This is a genomic window from Mycobacteroides immunogenum, from assembly GCF_001605725.1.
GTDB classification, from domain to species: Bacteria; Actinomycetota; Actinomycetes; order Mycobacteriales; family Mycobacteriaceae; genus Mycobacterium; species Mycobacterium immunogenum.
This window is the reverse complement of the sequence record NZ_CP011530.1, coordinates 378957-398093: the sequence shown is the minus strand read 5'-3', so window position 1 is coordinate 398093 and position 19137 is coordinate 378957. Positions and strand designations below refer to the sequence as shown.

19 protein-coding genes and 1 tRNA gene are annotated in these 19137 nt (G+C 65.3%); 3 read left to right on the top strand and 17 right to left on the bottom strand.

Annotation, left to right across the window (positions count from 1 at the left end; translation table 11 throughout):
• Positions 1-227 precede the first annotated feature (227 nt).
• Entirely contained in the window at positions 228-1514 is a 1287-nt protein-coding gene (locus tag ABG82_RS02000; RefSeq protein ID WP_043080479.1) for an IS701 family transposase, read from the top strand.
• On the opposite strand, the gene ABG82_RS01995 is transcribed toward ABG82_RS02000, so the two are convergent.
• The 8 genes from ABG82_RS01995 to ABG82_RS01960 all read right to left on the bottom strand — a co-directional run bounded on the left by ABG82_RS01995 (position 1410) and on the right by ABG82_RS01960 (position 12607).
• Positions 1410-3137, bottom strand: a complete 1728-nt coding sequence (locus tag ABG82_RS01995) for a helix-turn-helix domain-containing protein (protein WP_043080492.1) — start codon at positions 3135-3137, stop codon at positions 1410-1412. The two genes, ABG82_RS02000 and ABG82_RS01995, sit on opposite strands and share 105 nt — an antisense overlap.
• A 252-nt stretch (positions 3138-3389) precedes the next feature.
• Positions 3390-4772, bottom strand: a complete 1383-nt coding sequence (locus ABG82_RS01990) for a class-II fumarase/aspartase family protein (RefSeq protein WP_043080480.1) — start codon at positions 4770-4772, stop codon at positions 3390-3392.
• The gene (locus tag ABG82_RS01985; protein WP_043080481.1) at positions 4769-6697 is read right to left on the bottom strand and encodes an FAD/NAD(P)-binding protein; all 1929 of its coding nucleotides are present in this window, start codon (positions 6695-6697) and stop codon (positions 4769-4771) included. The genes ABG82_RS01990 and ABG82_RS01985 overlap by 4 nt, the downstream gene beginning before the upstream one ends.
• The gene (locus tag ABG82_RS01980; RefSeq protein WP_043080482.1) at positions 6698-7903 is read right to left on the bottom strand and encodes an FAD-dependent monooxygenase; all 1206 of its coding nucleotides are present in this window, start codon (positions 7901-7903) and stop codon (positions 6698-6700) included.
• Positions 7904-7937: 34 nt separating this feature from the next.
• A complete protein-coding gene (locus ABG82_RS01975; protein WP_043080483.1) occupies positions 7938-9503 on the bottom strand; it encodes an AMP-binding protein in 1566 nt (521 codons plus the stop codon).
• Positions 9500-10048, bottom strand: coding sequence for an SRPBCC family protein (locus tag ABG82_RS01970; protein ID WP_043080484.1), 549 nt, complete (start codon positions 10046-10048; stop codon positions 9500-9502). Before ABG82_RS01970 ends, ABG82_RS01975 begins: the two co-directional genes overlap by 4 nt.
• Positions 10049-10171: 123 nt before the next feature.
• Entirely contained in the window at positions 10172-11146 is a 975-nt protein-coding gene (locus ABG82_RS01965) for an NADPH:quinone reductase (RefSeq protein WP_043080485.1), read from the bottom strand.
• Positions 11147-11212: 66 nt separating this feature from the next.
• Entirely contained in the window at positions 11213-12607 is a 1395-nt protein-coding gene (locus ABG82_RS01960; protein ID WP_078343750.1) for an alpha/beta hydrolase-fold protein, read from the bottom strand.
• A gap of 117 nt (positions 12608-12724) precedes the next feature.
• On the opposite strand from ABG82_RS01960, the gene ABG82_RS01955 reads away from it, so the two are divergent.
• Together ABG82_RS01955 and ABG82_RS01950 are read left to right on the top strand one after the other, a co-directional pair.
• The gene (locus tag ABG82_RS01955) at positions 12725-13903 is read left to right on the top strand and encodes an MFS transporter (RefSeq protein ID WP_043080486.1); all 1179 of its coding nucleotides are present in this window, start codon (positions 12725-12727) and stop codon (positions 13901-13903) included.
• Between the two features lie 5 nt (positions 13904-13908).
• A tRNA-Ser gene (locus ABG82_RS01950) sits at positions 13909-13994 on the top strand.
• A gap of 263 nt (positions 13995-14257) precedes the next feature.
• On the opposite strand, the gene ABG82_RS01945 is transcribed toward ABG82_RS01950, so the two are convergent.
• The 9 genes from ABG82_RS01945 to ABG82_RS01910 are packed head-to-tail and all read right to left on the bottom strand — an operon-like array spanning position 14258 to position 19126.
• Positions 14258-14617 carry a hypothetical protein gene (locus ABG82_RS01945; RefSeq protein ID WP_043080487.1) on the bottom strand — a complete coding sequence of 120 codons (360 nt, stop codon included), beginning with the start codon at positions 14615-14617 and terminating at the stop codon, positions 14258-14260.
• Positions 14614-14895: a hypothetical protein gene (locus ABG82_RS01940; protein WP_043080488.1), complete on the bottom strand. Its 282-nt coding sequence runs from the start codon at positions 14893-14895 to the stop codon at positions 14614-14616. The genes ABG82_RS01945 and ABG82_RS01940 overlap by 4 nt, the downstream gene beginning before the upstream one ends.
• On the bottom strand, positions 14895-15044 hold the full coding sequence (locus ABG82_RS28515; RefSeq protein WP_165589744.1) for a hypothetical protein: 150 nt from the start codon (positions 15042-15044) through the stop codon (positions 14895-14897). The genes ABG82_RS01940 and ABG82_RS28515 overlap by 1 nt, the downstream gene beginning before the upstream one ends.
• Complete coding sequence (locus ABG82_RS01935) at positions 15041-15298, bottom strand: hypothetical protein (RefSeq protein WP_043080489.1); 258 nt, start codon at positions 15296-15298, stop codon at positions 15041-15043. Before ABG82_RS01935 ends, ABG82_RS28515 begins: the two co-directional genes overlap by 4 nt.
• 9 nt (positions 15299-15307) lie before the next feature.
• Positions 15308-17284: a hypothetical protein gene (locus ABG82_RS01930; protein ID WP_043080490.1), complete on the bottom strand. Its 1977-nt coding sequence runs from the start codon at positions 17282-17284 to the stop codon at positions 15308-15310.
• Position 17285: 1 nt separating this feature from the next.
• On the bottom strand, positions 17286-17771 hold the full coding sequence (locus ABG82_RS28860; protein ID WP_234714548.1) for a hypothetical protein: 486 nt from the start codon (positions 17769-17771) through the stop codon (positions 17286-17288).
• Entirely contained in the window at positions 17771-18172 is a 402-nt protein-coding gene (locus ABG82_RS28855; protein ID WP_054175754.1) for a hypothetical protein, read from the bottom strand. The genes ABG82_RS28860 and ABG82_RS28855 overlap by 1 nt, the downstream gene beginning before the upstream one ends.
• A complete protein-coding gene (locus ABG82_RS01915) occupies positions 18169-18660 on the bottom strand; it encodes a hypothetical protein (protein ID WP_043080600.1) in 492 nt (163 codons plus the stop codon). Before ABG82_RS01915 ends, ABG82_RS28855 begins: the two co-directional genes overlap by 4 nt.
• A gap of 55 nt (positions 18661-18715) precedes the next feature.
• Positions 18716-19126, bottom strand: a complete 411-nt coding sequence (locus tag ABG82_RS01910; protein WP_043080593.1) for a hypothetical protein — start codon at positions 19124-19126, stop codon at positions 18716-18718.
• Positions 19127-19137 lie beyond the last annotated feature (11 nt).

Sequence of the window (19137 nt, the reverse complement as noted above, 5' to 3'; positions counted from 1 at the left end):
TCTGACCACCTATTGCGCCACCTAATCACTCAGGCCGGAACGAACGTTTAGCAGGTCAGCGGGTTGTTTACCAATCAGTCATCTTGCATTAGTCCACCAAGGTGGGTGTAGCGGGGCACCCGCATAGTCCGTCACTTTGTGTGGCGCCAATACCTGTTCCTCAGCCGAGATCTCGCCCATTCTTGGGTCGACATTGAACATCCGCTAATTCATCGAGGTGCGTCAGCATGACTTCTGCGACCAAGACCCAGGCCGCGACCGATCTGTTCGATACGCGCCCGCGCGTCAGCTCGGTCGACGCCATGGCATCGGTAGCCGCGCATGTATGCCCGGAGGTGCTGCGATCACTGCCACGCTGCGATCAGCGCGCCAAGGGAGAGGACTATGTCACCGGCCTGCTGAAGGTGCGCGGGCGCAAGTCGGCGCGGAACATGGCGGCCACCATGGGCCAATCGATGGGTCGCGAAGTGAGCGAGCAGAACCTGCACCACTTCGTGAACAGCTCTACCTGGGACTGGTGGGCGGTGCGCCGGGATTTGACCTCGTACCTCACCAGTGCGTATCACGCGGCCGCGTGGGTGGTGACCCCCATGCTGATCCCCAAGGCCGGCGTGCACTCGGTGGGTGTGGATCGGCGTTACTGCCCCCGCGCCGGACGCGCGGTGAACGGCCAACTGGCCCTCAGCGTGTGGCTCGCGGCCGATGGTTTCGCGGTTCCGGTGAGCTGGCGGTTGCACCTGTCGCAGCCCTGGCTGGAATCCACTACCAAGAAGTCCAAGACCTCCATTCCCGAGGACTACCCGCTGGAGTCAGTGAGCGGCTGCGCGCTGTCGTCGTTCCAGGAGTTCGTCCGGGTAGCGCGTCCCGCGAAGGCGCCGGTGATCTTCGACCTGCTCGGCGCCAACGGCACCGACCTCGCGCAGCTCTTCGGGACCCTCACTCACCAGGTTGCGACCACACGGGTGCCCAGCGACCTGCAGCTGCAGGTGGTCGATCCGGCATTCGCCGGCTACCAGGGCCGCGTACTGCCCGCCGCCCAGATTGTGCAGGCCACCAAGGGCTCACGACGCACCGAGCAGTACGTCTACCAGGGACGCCGTCACCTGATCAGCATCGCCAAGGTGCAGTTGGCCGACCCCGCAGCGGCACGTTCCCGGACGCCGCTGACCCTGGTCGGGATGACTCCCCTGGACCACCCGCGTGCGCGCACCGAACTCTGGCTGACCAACGACCCCGAGTTCTCCACGTCGTCGCAGGCACACCAGGTGGCCTTGGCCGATCACGTACAGCAGGGATACCTACACCTGGCCAACCGCATGGGTATGCAGGACTTCGCGGGCCGGTCGTTCACCGGATGGCACCGGCACGCCACACTGGTATCCATCGCCGCGACGGTCGGATGCCTGGTATCACCCGGTCTGGCGAGTGAGCAGCGAGCCTCTCACTTTCCACAGCTTGATGGCGAGCTGCGTGTCCAGGAGCCGCTCGGCATCCTGCCACCCTTCGCCAAGTAGCTCGTTCACCCGATCGAGGCGGCGGACCACGGTATTGGGGTGGGTGTGAAGGATTTTCGCGGCCCGGGTGGGGCTGGCGCCGACGGTGAAATACACGTCGAGCGTCTGGAGCAGATCGGTGTCACGGTCCTCGTCGTAGTCGATGACGGGGCCCACCATCGATCTGACGAAACCCTCCACATCCTGGTGGCGCGAGAGCAGCACCCCCAAGAATCCCAGTTCGTTGGCGGCGGCTGCTGTGCCGAGAGCACCCAACGCGCTCATCGCGTCCAGACATCGCATCGCGTCTTGATAGGTCTCTTCGATGGACTCGATCCGATCCGACGGCCCGGCCGACGACACCGTGACCGGCATCCGCAGGTGTGCGGTGGTCTCGTCCCACACCGTCTGGGCGGTGCGGCCCGGATCCGTTCCCGGAATGAGTAGCACCACCACCTCGTCCTGGGTGGCCCGCAACCCGCCCACTCGCGAGGCGAACGAAGCCGACCACAGTGATGCCCGGTCCAGCCCACCACGTTCTGGCCGCACGATGACGACGACATGCGGCTGGTTGAGATCCAAAGCCAAACGGCGGGCGTATATCTGGACCAGCCTGCTGTCGCGCTGGCGATAATCCAGCACGTCATGCAGCAGGTCATTGCGCAGCTGCGACACCGACAGCGACATCCTGTTGTCGCCACACATCACCACCGCCGCAGTGGTGGCCAGATCCTGAATCTTCAACGGGTACAACGAAACAAGACCATCATCGAGGCTGGCCACGGATAACTCGCCATGGTAGTCATCACCGATGGTCAGCGCCGTGGTCAGGATGCCGCGCGCCTCGGGTTTCCATTTATAGGAGGCGATCTCGGAGCCGTCATGCCCCGTCACACGCATCGCGACGCCCAGCTGCTCTCCCGCGGTGAGGACGAAACCGTCCATACCGGCCGGACCGGCACCGGTGTCCAGCAGGACGGTCCGCAACTCGAGGCGACGTTCCAGGGCACAGATTTGTGCTGTGTTACTGGAGAACTCGCTTGCCCGCGCCAGCGCGATACCCGCGAACGAGCACAGGCTCGCGAACAAGGATCTCTCGGCGGGGCTGAAGCTGCGCACCGTGCGCGACCCGACATAGAGGTTCCCGAAATGCTGTCCCTCATGCTCCATCGGCATGACCATCAGGCTGTGTACGCCTTCGGAGCGCATGGCGGCATCACCGTGGCTGGCTCTGCTGAACCTGGTGTCGGACGGGTAATCCGCGGTCCAGACCGGGCCCTGCCCCGGGCGATACAGGCTCACCAGCCCAACGTCGTCGCCGATGGGAAAGAAGAGTCCATGATTGATCGCCGTGGTGGGCCCATCGACGTAGCGCACGTGGTGTCGTACCTCGGTCCCCGAATCATCGCGCACCGAAATGAACGAGAAATCGGCGTCGAGCATGATCCGCGCCCGTTTGACCAGGGTGGTGGATGCCTCGTCGAGATCATGGCAGCCGAGCAGATCGATACCGACGCCCACCAAGTTGGACAATCGTGCCTCGCGCTGGTTCTGGCCCTCGATGAGACCGTAGATGCGCTCGGCGTATCCGCGGGCCCGGTGCAGATCCGTCGCGCTCCAGGGCGGCGAGGATTCGCGGGCCATCTCTTTGAGCCGGGCCTCGAATACGTCAGGAGCCGTTCCGGAGGCCAGTAACCGGAGCACCGAGAGCGCCGAGTGGCCAACACTCGGAACCCCTTCGCGCGCCCCACTCACCTGTATGTCAGTCAATCCCAACTACCCGTCTGCCGTGTGTGCGTGGCAACGGTAAGGGCGGGGTATGGCACCGTCAAGACTCTTACGCGCGAACAGTTCGCAAAGAATCAAGCTGAGCAGAAGTTCACGCAGGTGGCCTTCTCAGAAACGTGGCGCGATTGCCTCCGCAACCAGCTGACCTGCCGCTCCTGTGTAGGTGGCAGGGTCCAGCAGTTCATCGATCTCGACCGCACTCAACCACGCGATGATCTCGGGCCGGGCCAGACTTGCCTCGCGCAAACTCAGGCCACGCGCGACAGCCTCATCCACCACCTCGGTGACGACGGCCTTGGCAGGGCCTTTGCCCAGCTGCGGGGTCAGTGCCGCCGACAGCCGCTCCGCCGAAGGCTGCCCGCCGAGCAAGGCCAGGTTCTCCGACATGCGGTCAGCACGCACCTGCAGGCCGCGGCTCAGCTCCACGGCGGTCTGGGCCGCGCCGCCGGTAAGGCGTAGGCACTCCCGCACCACCAACCATTCGGCGTGCCAGCCACCGGCCGATCGCTCGTCTTCGCTGAGCAGCGACTGCGTCAGCACGACGCTGAGCGCCGGAACCTGCAGAGCCGCCGAGCGAATCATGGTGGCCAACACCGGATTTCTTTTATGTGGCATCGCCGACGACACCCCCCGGCCCGGCGGGGCCGGCTCGGCCACTTCCGCGATCTCGGTGCGGCTCAACGTCAACACATCCACCGCGAACTTTCCGAGGGCCCCGGTCACAAAGGCGGCAATGCTGCCGATATCCGCGATCGGGGCGCGTAGCGCATGCCACGGCAGTCCAGGTACGGCCAAACCCGTCGTGCGGGCGAATGCAGCGGTCAGTTTCTCGACGAACGCCGCGGGATCGGCGCCCTGCGGTCCCGCGTACGCGAGATATCCGGCAAGCGTTCCCGCAGCACCCCCGAGCGACACGGGAAGCGCATCCGCCACCCCGAGTACACGCGCGCGCGCCTCCAAGATCAGCTCGCGCCACCCGGACACCTTGAGCCCGAACGTCGTCGGCACGGCCTGCACCGCCAGCGTGCGGCCCGCCATCACGGTGCCACGGTGCTCCACCGCCAGCTCGGCGAGCGCCGCGCCCACATAGCCCAGGTCCGCCGCGATCAACTCCAGTACCCGCTTGGCCACCATCATCGACCCGGTATCGAAAATGTCCTGGCTGGTCGATCCACGGTGGACGTAATCGGCGGCACTCGGCTCGATCTCTCCCACGACCCGGGTCAGCTCCTTGATCAGGCCGACGACAGGGTTCGCCGTCTCCCGCGCCGAGAGCGCTACCGCGCGGACGTCGATATCGTGTGCAGCCGCCGCCTTGGCGATGACATCAGCCGCCGCTCGCGGCAGCACCCCGATATCGGCCTGCGCGCAGGCCAGCGCAACCTCGGCGTCGAGCATCGCCTGCAACCAGGCCGCGTCGGCCAGTTCGGCCTCGGCGACGGTGCCCGCGCTGACCGGCGACAACAGCCCGGCATCCAGGAACCCGCTCACACCAGCACCCCGTGATCACCCACATCCGCAGCCGGCGTGGGTGCCGATGCCAACGCGGCCCGCGCGATGGCATCGGCGTCACCGAGTGTCACCGAATCCACACCGGGTCTGATCCCGGCGGCGGTTACCCAGTGCACCGATTCGGTGGGAACGCCGTAGGCGAACCGGCGCGGATGCACTCGCCCGTCGGCACCGATCAACCGGTACGGGCGCTCGGTGACCGCCAATCCCTTTGTCTGATAAGCGTTATTGTCGTCCGTGGGAATCTCGTACTGTCGGCACTGGCCGGTCTCCTGCAGGAACACCAGCAGCGGATCGCTGCTGCGGCGCAGGTCGGGTTCGTGTAAACGTGCCTCGATGAGACTGCGGGTGCGCACCACCGACCCTGGCACCAGCGGCGATTCGATGACCACCGCGGGATCGTGAGTGTCGAATCGGACCTGCATACGCGGCCCCACCAAATGCATGACGCCCGCCTCCACCAACGCGATGATCTCCTCGATCCGTTGGGCCGGAGGCCCGATCGACAAGAACGCGTTCAGCGGCGTGTACCAACTCTCCAATTCGTCCCGGTAGGACTTTCCATCCAGGCCGCCATGGTCCACCGCCAGCCGGATCTCATTGCGCAAGTCCCGCAACACGTCCAGCGCGGCCTTCACCGGCCCGTCGACATTGCCTTCCCGTGCCATGACGACATCGGCACGCAGATGCTCCAGAATCCACGCGGTGAAATCCTCGGGATCGCTGAACTCACGCTCGCCCCACGGGCGGTCGAGATCATCCCATTTCCAGACGATATCAAGCAGATCGTGCTCGGAAAGCACCGTGGACAGCTCGGTCTCCGGGGCATGGAGGTACCGCTCGGCGAAGTCGTGCGCGGGTATGCCGCGCTGGGTCAAATGCCGCTCGTAATAGACACATTCCACCTCGCGGGCGATGAGCGGCCAAAGGTCGCGGCGGAATTGCAGCAGCCCACCCAGCTCCTCGCGCAGCCCGGCGATGCGCTCGACCGTGAGCAGCCGGGGGAAGTAACGACCCGAGGATCCCTTCTGGTTCTCGCCGCGCGCGTGGTAAGGAATGCCCCGGCGCGAACTCGCGTACAGGACGGGTTCCTGTCCCGAGGGGCGGTACACCAGGCTCGCCCCGTCCCGCACGAACTTCCCGCCCCGGCCCACCGTCAGCAAGGCCATGTAATCGAAGAAGTTCAGGCCCAAACCGCGAACGGCCACGGGCTCACCGGCCTTGATGGCCGAGAGGTCAATATCGGCCGGATTGGCCGGCGTGACGTAGGTGAGCCCGTGGATGCGTGCGAGCGAGGCGGCGCGCGCCTCACCCGGGCGCAGCCCCGCAGGCACATGGCCGACCGCGAGAATGACGGCCTTGAGATCGTGCAGGCGAGTTCCGTTCTCCAGCCGAACGCCTTGTGGGCCATCGATATCGCCATGAGTATCGGCCAGCGCCACCGCGCGAGAGCGGTGCACCCGAACCGTCACATGCTCGGGCGCCCAACCGACAACGCGAGCGAAACTATCACTGAGGTAGTGGCCGTAGAGCGCGCGCGTGGGGTATGAGTTCGAGCGCAACGTGCGCGCCTCTTCGATGGCCTTCTCACCACTACGCGACGGATCGCCCAACAAGGCAAGGCTTTGCGCCCATTCGAAGAGCGTCGGCCCGGGCTCGATGGGGCCATCGATGGCCACGCTGTCGTCGGTGAAGACGGTGATCTGCGACGCGACAGTGTTCATCAACAGATGCCAGGACTGGTTGGTACGCCACACCGATCCGGCACCGGGCGAATAGGGGTCCACCACGTGCACGATGATCCTGTCCGCGCTGGGTGCGTGACGTTCGTTGGCGCACAAGCGTTCCAGCACCGCCAGCCCGCGCGGTCCCGCACCGATGATGCAAATCTGATGATCCGACATCTATCGCACCCCCGCCGTCGACGTCACCGCGGCCAACCCGAAGTCGGTGTCGCCGTGCATCCAGGCCAGCGCCTCATGCAGATCTGAATCACGCATGGCGCCCAGCTTTTCGTTACGTTCCATGGCCGCGTCCCCTGCGGCGTGCCAGATGCCGATACTGGCGCGGGCCGCCAGCGTCACATCTGCGGTGCGGTCGCGCCGCGCTTCGGCAAATCGGGCGAATCGGCCCGGGATGCGATCGGGGTCGGCACCGATCAGCGCGCCGAACACCACAGCGTCCTCGAGCGCCTGACTGGCGCCCTGCGCCGCGTAGTGCAGCATGGGGTGCGCCGCATCCCCCAGCAGCACCACGCGCCCGTCGGACCACTGCCGCACCGGGTCACGGTCCACGAGCGCCCAGGACCTCCAGTCCCGGCCCAGCTCGAGCAGGCTGCGAGCGGTCCCGCGCAACGGTGCCAACTCGTGGAGCACCCGGGCCTCACTGACCGAGACTCCCGAGAACGCCTCCGTAGCACCGTCGGTGCGGCTGGCCGCCAGGTTGAGCAGTGAACCGCCGGCGATCGGATAGGTCACCAGGTGGCATCCCGGCCCGGTCCACCAGGTGACCGAGTTGGATTGCAGGCTCTGGCCGACCTTGTCGATGGGCACCGTGGTGCGGTAGACGGTTATCCCGGCGACCCGAGGTTCGCCATCGGCAAGCAGGGTGCGCCGGATGGTCGAATTGATGCCGTCGGCTCCGACGAGGCCGTCACCTTCGACACTGCTGCCGCCTGCAAGCAAAGCGCGCACTCCCGCGGCATCCTGTTGGTATCCGAATACCTCGCTGCGGCTCCGCAGTTCGATGCGGCTATCCGCCTCGCACGCACTGACCAGAATTCGGTGCAGCTCCGCGCGATGCACAACCAGGTAGGGGCTGTTGAATCGGTGCTGGTAATCCGCACCCAGACTCATGGTGTTGATCAAGCGGTCGACGGTGGCGTCGAACAACCGCAGCGAGTCCACCCGCACGCCGATGTCTGCGATCTTGCCGCCCAGACCCAACAGCTCAAGTGCATGTAATCCGTTGGGAGCAAGCTGGATTCCTGCCCCGATTTCAGCGAATTCACGAGCCCGCTCCAGCACCACCACCTCGTTACCCGAGGCGGCAGCGGTCAACGCGACGGCTAACCCGCCGATGCCGCCGCCGATCACGATGAGCCGGCTCATCACCGGGCTCCATTCTCTTCGCGCAAGCGGCTCATCAGAAGGCCCCCGCTCCGATACGTGCCGACAGTTCCAGTCTCTTGATCTTCGTGGTGGCCGTCTGCGGAAGCTCATCAAGGCGCAGCTGTAGCGGCGGCGCCATCGGCGGCAGCTGCGCTGCTGCCGCATCCCAGGCGTTACGGTTGAGCGGCACATCGTTTTTCGTGCACACCACGGGCTGGGCAAGTCCATTAGGGCCGGAGACGATGATCACCTCGGTGAGCTCATCGACGGCCAGGAACAAACGATCCTCGGCCGCCAAGGTGCTGCCGAAGCCCTCGATGAGATCGACCTCGCGATCAAGCAGGTGGATGCAGCCCCAGCGGGTCCGGTAGCCCACATCGCCCATCCGCCACCAGCCGTCGTCGAGCTGCTTCTCGTAACGCTCCTGCTCACCCAGGTAAGTACGAATCCGCCCGTCGGTGCGTACCTCGATGTAACCGGGGTTATCCGGTGACGGCGGCTGACCGTTACGCGACACGATCCGCACATCGGTCATGCCCGGGAACGGATAGCCGACGCACCGCCCGTCGGAGTCGGCGGAGCGGAACCGGCTGAAACCGCGGGCCACAATGGGCCCGACCTCGCTTTGGCCATAGAGCTGCCCGAACAGCGGGCGCCGACGCTGCGAGGCGGACAGCAGCGTGCGCACCGTGCGCGGATGAATCGCGTCGAAGGTGCTGCTGAAGTACTTCACCGAGGCCAGCGGGCGGCGCGGGTCTTCGGCCAGCGCCTCCCAATTGATGAACGTGTTCGGGTGAGCCTCAAGGATTCCAGGCTTGACGCGCAAGAAGATCTCCGCGGCGTGCTCGGGCTCGTCGTCAACCAGCACCACAACCGGGAAACCGCGCAGAATCGCGATGGCCAGTGCGGTCACCAGCCTGGAATGCACGAAAGAAACGTGGATGACGATGGGTTCGCGCCGGCGCACCAGCGCGGCGACGGCGGCCTGCGGGCGGTACCTTGCCTCGAAGGTGAAGTTGGTGTGCACGGCCAGCTTGGGCACGCCGGTGGTGCCGGAGGTGTGCGTAATGAGCGCGGGGTCGTGCGGGCTGGGGATGACCGCGGGGGCCGGCGCGGCGGGCGTCAACCCCGAGAGCGTCACGGCCTGAGGGTGCTCGCCCTCGGCGAGCAGGATGCGTGACGTGATGTCGGCGATGGACTGACCGGCCAACTCTCCGTCGAGCTTGGCCGCGTCGGTCAGCAGCGCCGGGTTACCGACGCGTGCGATCAGGGTGGCCACCGTCTGGCCATCCAGCTTGGGGGACAACAGCACTGGTACCGCACCCACGCGCGCCGCGGCACATGCCGCCAGCGTGATGTCGAAGCCGTCCGACTTGTGGATGACGAGTTTCTCCCCGGGGACAACTCCGGCGGCACGCAGCCGCCGCGCGATGTCATCAACGGCAGCTGCCACCGCCGCGATGGTCGCGGTGCCCTCCAATTGCGGAGCCAACGACGGCCGGTGGTCCAGGGTGAGGGTGTTGGCCGGGTACCGGCGGGCAGCGCGCTCGAAGAGCGTGCCGAGCTTGATGCCACGGTTTCCTATGCGCTGCAGTATCATTGGGTTGCTCCAGCTTCCTGGGCGATATTGGCCTCCTCGGTGATGCGTGCGATCGCGTCGACCGTGGCCTGCATATCGACGCGGAGCTTGTCACCCCATTCACGGACAAATCGCTGCTTACCCTCTTCGTCGAGGTGCGACATGATCTCGGTGATGCCTTCGGTGGGCTTGCCCATCCGGTAGTGGTGCCGCAGGGTCGATCCGCCCTCGGCCGGGTCCACAAAGTAGCTCCAAACACTCTCTTGCAGTTCGCCGGAACGGTTCAGGATGGACCAGCTGAACTGAGTCGGCGCTTGCGCGGCGACGATCTCACTTTCCGTCTGCCATCCTCCACGCACCACGGGCGCCCAGGCAACGACATCGGTGGCACGGTTGTTGTTTCCGCGGAAGCGGGCGCCAACCTGGCCCGGTTCGCCGGATATCCACTGTCCACCAATGCATTCGGGACTCCATCGACCACTCTCGGGGAGGTCGCTGACCAAGGCGTACAGCTCGTCGGGGGATGCGGGGCAGAAGGCGCTGGTTTCGATTTCGAAGAGGGTCACGCATCAAAGGCTGGCACCGGCGCTGAGGGGCAGCGATGTATCCGCGAAAGGTCCGTCAAGTTGATTTTCGGGTCCGTCAAGTCGGTACGGCGATGACAGTAAACACCTGGTTGCGGGCAGGAATCAGGCGGGGAGCAGCACCAGCCGGGTGCCGCCCATGACCTCGGTCTCGATGCGCCGATGCGCCCGTGCCGCTTCCGAAAACTGCATGAGATCAATGGCGTTCGGCGATATCTCGCCTGAGGCCAGCAGCAGCGCGGTGCGCCGCGCGGCGTCGGCGAGCTGACGCACGGTCGCCCTGGACATGACAAACCCGCGAATGGAGCCGCTCTTGCGGTACAGCGGCCCGAGCGGTACTGGTCGCTGGGTGTCCGGCGTCCCGTCTCCCGACAACAGCACGATCCGGCCATGCGGCGCAAGCAAATCGACCGCTGTGGCGACGTCGTTGACACCCGAGGTATCCAGGTAGACATCGATGACGCCGTGGTGTGCCTTGCGGACCGACGGCACCCAGTCCGAGGTGTAGTCGTACACCTCGGCGGCTCCCAGCGCTGCGCATCTGTCCAGACTGCGTCCCGATGCCACCGCGATGACCCGCGCACCCGAGCGGACCGCCAGCGCTACGGCCACCGACCCGACATTTCCGCCCGCGCCGAGGATCAAGACCGTTTCCCCGGCCTTGATCTCACCGTATTCGACGGTCGCCAGGTAAGCCGTGGAAGCGGGGTGGGCGACCGCGACCGCGGTCAGCGGATCTACCCGCGCCGGCAACTCGTATAATCTTTCTGCCGGGACCGCAGCCAATTCTGCTGTGGCACCTTGCCTTCCGTCGTACCCGAGGCTGCTGCACCACACCCGATCCCCCGCCCGAAATCCCGCGGCGGCATCGGCGACAGTGCCCACCAGGTCACGTCCCACCACAAACGGCAACGGAATCTCGGTGAGGTACGAACCCGACCGTACGAACGTATCGACCGGATTGACCGCGACCGCGTCAACCCGCACAAGCACTTCACCCGCGCGTACGACCGGTTCCGGAAGCGTGCCGTACCTGATGTTTTCTGCTGGTCCTCGCTGCTCGATATAGGCGGCGCGCATGCACACATCTTGCGGTATGGCCGAGCCCCTCACAACGTGACGGATTGCGTTGCCAATGATTGCGATTCACGGCCCTGAAGCGGGCAGCGATATCCGCGCGACGCCGGGCGTACCGAGCCGCCCGGCGATCCAGGGAAAGGCCTGCGCAAAGGCCTCTTGCGCGTACACCCAATCGTGGTTGCCGGTACGCCGCACCACCGCGCACTCGATTCCAACCGATTGCGCGGCCTCGCACAGCCGGCTCGCCGCGACGGGGCCGGTCAGCTGCTCCTGGCCTGCTCTGATCTTGGCGGTGGTCGAGACGTCCAGCCAGCCCGCCACATCTTGATACCGTCCGTGGCTACGCATCGCCGACAGTGTGTCGAATCGGCTCCACTGGTCTTCGTCACCGCCGTAGAGCCGCTGCACCGTCTGATCCTTGGTGCCCGCGTTGGGCGTGAGGTCGCCTGCCATATCGACGAAGGCGTGGAAGAGCTCCGGGTGGGTGATCGTCAGATCGGCCGCGCAGGTCCCACCCATTGACCAACCCACCACACCCCAGTCGACGGCGTTTGTTCCAAACTCTGAATTCACGTACGGAACAACCTCTTTGGTGATGTGATCGGCAACGTTTCCGCGCGGCCCGTTCACGCATTCGGTGTCGTTATTGAACCTGCCCCCGGTGTCGACGAAGACCAGTACCGGTGCTGCGCCCTGATGAGACTGCGCGAAGCGATCCATGGCGGCCGCCGCGTTGCCCTGACGCACCCAGTCAGCCGGCGTCGACCACGCCCCGGAGATCATCACGATGGCGGGAAGCGGCGGCGGCGCGGGCCGCGCGAACCATGCGGGCGGCAGATAGACGTACTCGGTGCGGTGCCGAAATCCCGACTCATCCGCGGAAATATCGACGGGAACAATCCGTCCGGTTGCCGTGGTGCCCTTGCCTTTCAGAACCCGCACCGTCGCCATGTCTGCCTCGTTGGGCAATGGACCGGCGGTCACCGCCGCCCAGGCCAATCGCAGCGTGTCGTAATAGTCGATCCACTGATTGAGCACGGTCGCGGCGGCGATCAGACACAGCGGCACTGCCAACACCATGGCGCCGCGCCGTGGCCAGCGCGTGCGCATCCAGCCCGCGATCAGCACCACCAATGCCACTGCGGCCAAACCGATCCACACCCACAGCAGGATTGGCGGAGGGTTATCCGCCATCCCCTGCGAGGTGATGTACCAGTACGCCAGCGCGCCTACTGACACACCGCATAGCAAGGCGCTGGGCACCCACACCCGCAGCCAGCTCCGGGGCCGGCGGTAGAGGCCGATAGCCACCGCCAACGCGGCCAGAATTTGAATCGCTACCGGCAGCCAGCCGTGGATGAGCGAAGGACCCGCGTAGAGCGGATTGTTCCGCGCATACGCGGGCAGCTCGGCCAGCACCAATGTCCCCGACGGCGGCACGCCCCGAATTGTCGCCGCCATTCCTGAAAAAACATCCTCGCCATTCTGGAGAATCGCTGGGAATCAGTGGGTCTCGGACGTGACGGACAATGCCACTGATGGTTGCCGCCGCGCCCGCGCCCGGCCAATAGTGCAGAAGTGACGCGGGTGGTCCTGATCGTGCTGTGCGCGCTGCAGGTCACCATGCAGCTCTATGTGTGGATCCCGATCCACGACGCCGTCTCTGCCTCCTACGCCGGGCACAACATGACCCCCGCGCTGTCTGCCGCACTCTTCGGCTACGCGGCGGGCTTCCTCCTGTTCGGGCCCGTCACCGACCGGTTCGGCCGTCGTCCTGTGCTGCTCACCGGGGTGACCGCGATGGCCGTCCTCACCTTTCTGGTGCCCTTCGCGCCGACACCCGCACTCTTCGGATTGCTCCGGGTGCTGCAAGGTTTCGCCGGCGGCGCGTTCTCGCCGTCCGCACTGAGCTATCTCGGGGAGGCGCTGCCGCGACGGACGGCGACCACCGCGATCGGCGCGGTATCCACCGCCTACCTGATGGCGGGTGTGCTTGGCCAGGTGATGGCTTCCGTCATCACTGACGCACGGGGTTGGCAATGGCTCTTCTGGGTGAGCGCCGCCGGGCTCGCGGTCAACGTCGCACTGCTGGCGCTCGTCATGCACGAGCAGCGCGGCGGTGATCCCTCTTCCCGGGTGATATCCGGCTTCGCCGCCCAGGCCCGCCTGTTGACCCGGGCCGACATCGCGGTGCCGCTGGTTGCGGTCTTCGTGCTGATGTTGTCGTTCGTCGCGATGTACACGGGCTTGGCCACCCAGCTGGTGGAGGCGTTGCACCTGCCCGAGTCCATGGGCACCACCATTCGGCTGGCCGGCATTCCCGGCATGTTGGTGGCCCCGTTCGTGGGGTCATGGGTGAGCAAGGTCGGCACCGACACCGGGGCGCTGGTCGGTTATCTGCTGGCTGCGGCCGGGCTGGCGGTCGAAGCGCTGGGAGCCACCTCGGTGCCGATCATCATCCTCGGCAGCAATATCTTCGTCGCCGGCATCGCCGTCGCCTCCACGGCGATGGTCACCATGTTCGGCGATCGGGCAGCTCCCCGGCGCGGGGCGGGCACCGCGCTGTACGGATTCACCGTCTTCCTGGGCGCCAGCTCGGCTCCCTACCTTGCGCACGCCCTCGGGTTCCGTCCGCTGCTGGGTGTCCTGGTTGCCGCGCTGATCGGCGGAGCAGCCCTAGTGGCCAGCTCACGACGGGTATCGGGGCCGGTCAAGGCAGTGGTGGACATCAGCACCCCGTCCAGTCCGCTACCATGACCGACGGAGGATTCGCCTAGTGGCCTATGGCGCTCGCCTGGAACGCGGGTTGGGTTAATAGCCCTCAGGGGTTCAAATCCCCTATCCTCCGCAGGTCAGGGGCGGTTTTCGAGCAAATCGGGAGCCGCCCCTGAAACATCAATCCCCCCAATTCCCCACATTAGGTGCCAGGACGACGTGGGGTCTTGGTGCAGAAAGAAGCCCCCGTGGACATCCACGAGGGCTTCTTGGGTTCTCGTCCTTCCGTCACTGCTCGATGCGCTCGTACTCGACTCCCTGCTCATCGAGCACATCCCAAACGGGATGCTCCGAGCACCCGCACTGACTGTTCTTCTCCATCACTTCTCTCCTTCTCTACCCGCGAGGCTTCACCTGAAGCTCGCCCGATTCCCAACCGTGCACCGCTCGCTGCTCGGCGGCTTCGTGCTGCGCGACGAACTCCCTGAGCAGCTCGGCGTCATGCCTCAATGTCGCCGTGACCGCGCCGACGTTCTCTTCCGCGTGATCAAGCACCCCCGCCAGCGCGCTCCCCATCGGCTTGAACACGGGGGCCACCCGCCCATCGCGGGTGTACAAGCTCCCAGACCGCGCGACCACCGATTCCACCTTCATCCGCTGAGCTGCCAGGCCAGCTTCCAGGTCGTCGGCCCGCCCGTCCAACTGTTGTGCGAAGCTCAGCAGGGCCTCTGGGTCTACCTGCAACAGGTCGGTCATCGTCGGGCCTCCCTCACCGTCCCGAACTTCTGACCGCTCTCGTGGTCCTGGCCGCTCAGCCCCTCGGCACCACTCGCACCAACATCCCCTACGTGAGCCAGCTCGGCCAGCACCTTCCGTGTCTCCGCCAGCGCGTCGGTCAGGATCCCCGCGTGACTCGCCCTTATACCGACCGCACTCACGACAGGCAAAGCACCCGCCGCCGACCGCGCCGACTGCGCAGTGGCTCGGTGGAGCTGCACGATGGGGTCACCCGTTGTTGCAACTGTTGATGACATCAGTCCTTCTCCTTCTTCTCGATGACATAAGTTCCATTCGGCGCGGCCAGCCACTGTGCTTTCAACGACTCGGCTGCTCGTGCACTCGCGGCACGGGAGCGCTCGGACAGCTCGGCGGCGCGCTGCCCCAGCGCCTCTTGGGTTCTCATTGACCTCGCCCCAGCTCAGCCAGATTGTCGAATTTTCCTAGCGCAAGGTCGATTTCGAAATCGAGTTGCGCGTTGCTCGCCCGCTGCATTCGGTCGAGTTCATTCATCGCGGACATGAACTCCTCGTGTGCGGTCGGGCGGTTGACCCAATCAGTCGCCTCGATGCACACGAACACGGCATCGAGCGCCACGCGCCGTTCCGCCGCACGGGCGTACGCCGCTTGGATTGCCCGACTTTGCTTCGGTGTATACATCTTCTCTCCTTATGCCGCTTGTGATTTCGGTTCTACAAGTCCCAGGTACTTCTCGCTGGCGTACACGGCGTCGCCCCAGCGCCCCTCGCTCATCGACTCGGCGGCGTCCGAGAGATACCAACGACCCAGCACCTCCAGGTATCCCGAGGGCTGGACGCCGACCCACCGACTCCCTCGGAGCCGAGAACTCTCCACGTCCAAGTCCGAGCATCCCGCCGAGCCAATCGCCGCACGTGCGAACACCCTCATGGCTTCACCCACCTCCACGTCATCCCGACCACGAGACACCTTGCACGGCAACAGTTTACCCGCCCCAACTAACTCCTGGTATTGCTCGGGGCTCTGGTGGTTCTCGTCGGCGGGCAGGGTGCTCAACATGCTTTGGACTTCCCATCCACGGGGAATGAGCGACTTGATTTTGTCGGTGACCATGATGCTTCCCGAAAGGTCGGAACTGGCTGGTGCATTGGGAATCTCGTCCAACGGGAGGACTCCCGAGGGCAAGAGAACGCCCTCGGGGTGGATGGAGATGGCATCCGCTGTCACGTAGACCGTGCGGGATTCCAGTCCCTTCTTGATGGTCGCCACAGCTAGGGGCGGAGTCCATCCCGCGCCGTCGAAAGCTTGACGGAGGGTGCCCAGCACGCGGTGCAGGCGTGCCATGTGTTCGGGGAGGTCAACGATGAAAAGGGCTGGTACAGAGAGGGGCTCGGGCTTCGGGAGTTCCACGCCAGGGGCGAGTCCGTAGTTCCTCTGAATCCAGTTCAGGTCGGCGGCGGGACCACGAGTCGGGGTCTGCTGGGACGCAGCAGGCGGAGCGGCTGGTGCCGCCTGGGGTGCGGGTTGCGTGACAGCGGGCGTGGCGAGACCTCCGCCTCCTCCGATGGGCGCGAGCCCTGGGGTCATGGGAGTCATGGGTGCCGTGGGAGACGTGCCAGGCACGCCAGGGGTGATGCCCGTAGACGCGGGGGTGCTCGGCGTGATCGTGCTCGGAGCCGCCGTGGAGAGTTGGTGTGCCGTGGCACTGGACACGGCGGTGGTGATGGTCTCTGCCGCAGCGGCGATGTCTGGCAGCGAGATGTTCGGGATGTTCGGGAGCCCAGCGGGTTTCGGTGGATTGGGGCGCTCGGTGGGCTGGTGAGCTTGCGGGCTCGGCGTGCCTGTGTTCGGGGAGGAGGTGTGCGGCGTGGAGGTGCCCGTGGTCGGGGTGCCCGTGGGGGTACTCCCCTGCCCGCCGATGAGGTTGGCGAGAGTGGAGTGTGGGGCGGCTGGCGCACTCGGAGCACTTGGAGCGCTTGCTCCGCTTGGTGATTCGGCGGTCGATGGGCTCACGGCGCGGGGCATCGGGGGAAGCTGCTGCGGCTCGACGGCGGGAGCATTGGGGTCACCCGTGTAGGACGCGGCGGACATGTGGGGGTCGGGGCGTTCGGGTGTCGGTGCTGTGGAAACACTTGTGTAGCTCGGACTGCGGGAAGCGCCAGGGTCACCCGCGAGCGAGTGCCCAATCGCGTCCAAGTCGGCTGTGAGAGTGCTCGCGACTGTGGCAATGTCACTGTGGTACTTGGTGATTAGGTCTGCGGATGACGGGGGGACGAGGGTGCCGTGGAGTTCAGAATCCAGGGCGTCGCGGATTTCCGGCGTGGCGGTGCGGACGAGATGACGGATGTGCCGCTTGGCATCCAACACTTTGACAGCCGCGTCCTCCATCCAAGCGGAAATCGTGGTGAAGTTTCGGCTCTGTTCGCTCAACTGCCTTGCGGCAGCACTATATCCACTGGACACCGCGTCAGCGGTCTTCCCGTGCTCATCACCCATCTTGGAGCCAGCGTCCGTCGCACTCTCGGACTGCACGGACGCAGCGGTCGAGGCGTCTTCGGCGGCGACCTTCGCTGTGTGGTACGAGTTCTCGCTCTCAGACGGCCAGGAATCCCCGACCAGAGAGTAAGGGTCGTCCATGGGCTTCTCAAGGTCATGCTGTGGTGCCATCTCAGATGCACCTCTCGGGGTAGTCGCCGTCCAGTGCTGAATCCGAGACATCATGCCCCGCTTGCAGTTCAGCCTTGACGTGTTGGACGTAATCGTTGAAGTCGTCTTGTGCCCAGGTGTCTGTAGGGTTGTTGGCTTTGATGATTCCCCCACGGGTCTGCGACAGCCATTGCGTCAGCCACCCGAGCTTGGTTCGCACCCAGCCCACGTCTCCTGGGCTTTGCACGCCAGCAAGCTGCTTCTCCACACTGTCATGGTCTGGCAAGGAGAGTCCAGGAGGCGTCGCTCCGCCTCGTTCTCCGGGGTAGTCAGGGCACGGCGGCAGCGGGTGCTCGGCCCACACAGCCGCCGCGTCCACCAGAGCACGAGACGGAGCCGTGGTGCTGATCGTGCTCGACAGCGGGGCTGTGGGAGTGCTCGCTCCCGAGCACCCGATGGTGCTTGCCCCCACGCCGAACGTGAGGGCAAGCACCGCCAGGGATTTCATCACTTTCCGCTCTCCTTCGTGTAAATCCATCCTCGAACATCGACACCCCATGCCGTCGAGAGGGCATCCACAACGCACACGTTCTCGGTCGAGAGCGCCATGAACGCGCGGCTCCAGGGCTGGTCGGTGGGGATGCGACGGTACGCCGCTCCTGGAACGTGCGCGGGAACTCCCTCACGGATGGCAGCCAGCACGACATCTTTCATGTCCGCGTACTTACCTGGTGCCGTGGCTGCCTGAGCCGCGCAGTCGTCAGGAACAGACCGTGTGTGTTCCCGGGGAGCAAGACCAGGGCTCGCCGAATGCACCTCACTCGAACTCGGGGCGGTCACGGGCGTCGCGCTGCATGCGGAACCGAGCAGAGCAACAGCCGTGATTCCCACAGCCAACTGGAGTTTCATCGTCCCTCACCCTTCAAGTAAGAGATGCGGAATCCCTCGGGGGCCTTGCCCTGGAGGGCGAGGCCGCTAGCGTTGATTTCGGCCTTGAGCGATGCGCGGCGCTGGGCGATGGCACCCTTGAAATCGGTGGTCACCCCATTGGGATTGTCCGCCTGCTCGGTGCCCTGACGAGCCAAAAGGGCGAGGTCACGCTTCCCTGCGAGGGCTTTCATGCGCGCGTCGTAGACAATCCTGACACCCTGCTCCGAGTCAACACCAGCGCCTGGACGGTTCATGTTGAAGATGGCACAGGGGTTGTCCTTGAGCCAGTTATCTCCGATGAGACCGTGCGGGTCGCTGGGCTTCGGGATGTCGGTGCAACCCTGCTCGACGGGGAATACGTCGGGCAGTGGGCCTTGAGCCTCGGGAGCGCTGGTGTGGCTCCCGCACGCGGACAGACCGACCGTGAGCGCCAGCGCCGCGCTGGCGGCGACCATGTTCTTCTTCATCTTGTCATTCCTTTCTGCGACTGGTCGGTCTGGTCGAATTGTCTGGGCGACTGGTCTATTGGGGCTGCTGCCTCAGCGAGGACAGCAGGCTCCCGCCCGCTGGTGGCGCGGGCTGAGCTGGTGCAGAGACGGGCTCGACGGCGTGGGGATAGTCCTCGTCCTCGTCGAAGTCCTCGTCGTCATCGAAGTCCTCGGGGTAATCCGCCATCGAGTTGACGTGCTGCTCCAGGCGGTTCCCCTCTTTGTAGACGGTGCTCATGGGGATAGCGAAGGAGCCCAGGCACACCAGACCGCCGACCGCCGCCACCGCGACTGCCCACGTGGGTGTCGGGTGATTGCTCACGGCAATTGCTGTGCCGATGATTCCAACCAGCAAGCCGATTCCTGCGGGCTTGTACCAGCGGTCAGCGAGGTCGTCGCTGCGCTGATTCATCACCTTCCACATCATTTCTTCGTCTGTGCTCATCGTTCTTTCCT

Excerpts from the sequence above, each read along its gene's own strand:
- ABG82_RS28855 (WP_054175754.1), bottom strand. The coding sequence starts at position 18,172 with ATGAAACTCCAGTTGGCTGTGGGAATCACGGCTGTTGCTCTGCTCGGT.
- ABG82_RS01980 (WP_043080482.1), bottom strand. The coding sequence starts at position 7,903 with ATGAGCCGGCTCATCGTGATCGGCGGCGGCATCGGCGGGTTAGCCGTC.
- ABG82_RS01930 (WP_043080490.1), bottom strand. The coding sequence starts at position 17,284 with ATGGCACCACAGCATGACCTTGAGAAGCCCATGGACGACCCTTACTCT.
- ABG82_RS01915 (WP_043080600.1), bottom strand. The coding sequence starts at position 18,660 with ATGAAGAAGAACATGGTCGCCGCCAGCGCGGCGCTGGCGCTCACGGTC.
- ABG82_RS01935 (WP_043080489.1), bottom strand. The coding sequence starts at position 15,298 with ATGTATACACCGAAGCAAAGTCGGGCAATCCAAGCGGCGTACGCCCGT.
- ABG82_RS01995 (WP_043080492.1), bottom strand. The coding sequence starts at position 3,137 with ATGGCCCGCGAATCCTCGCCGCCCTGGAGCGCGACGGATCTGCACCGG.
- ABG82_RS01985 (WP_043080481.1), bottom strand. The coding sequence starts at position 6,697 with ATGTCGGATCATCAGATTTGCATCATCGGTGCGGGACCGCGCGGGCTG.
- ABG82_RS28515 (WP_165589744.1), bottom strand. The coding sequence starts at position 15,044 with ATGAGAACCCAAGAGGCGCTGGGGCAGCGCGCCGCCGAGCTGTCCGAG.
- ABG82_RS01965 (WP_043080485.1), bottom strand. The coding sequence starts at position 11,146 with ATGCGCGCCGCCTATATCGAGCAGCGAGGACCAGCAGAAAACATCAGG.
- ABG82_RS02000 (WP_043080479.1), top strand. The coding sequence starts at position 228 with ATGACTTCTGCGACCAAGACCCAGGCCGCGACCGATCTGTTCGATACG.
- ABG82_RS01910 (WP_043080593.1), bottom strand. The coding sequence starts at position 19,126 with ATGAGCACAGACGAAGAAATGATGTGGAAGGTGATGAATCAGCGCAGC.
- ABG82_RS28860 (WP_234714548.1), bottom strand. The coding sequence starts at position 17,771 with ATGAAATCCCTGGCGGTGCTTGCCCTCACGTTCGGCGTGGGGGCAAGC.
- ABG82_RS01975 (WP_043080483.1), bottom strand. The coding sequence starts at position 9,503 with ATGATACTGCAGCGCATAGGAAACCGTGGCATCAAGCTCGGCACGCTC.
- ABG82_RS01940 (WP_043080488.1), bottom strand. The coding sequence starts at position 14,895 with ATGTCATCAACAGTTGCAACAACGGGTGACCCCATCGTGCAGCTCCAC.
- ABG82_RS01960 (WP_078343750.1), bottom strand. The coding sequence starts at position 12,607 with ATGGCGGCGACAATTCGGGGCGTGCCGCCGTCGGGGACATTGGTGCTG.
- ABG82_RS01945 (WP_043080487.1), bottom strand. The coding sequence starts at position 14,617 with ATGACCGACCTGTTGCAGGTAGACCCAGAGGCCCTGCTGAGCTTCGCA.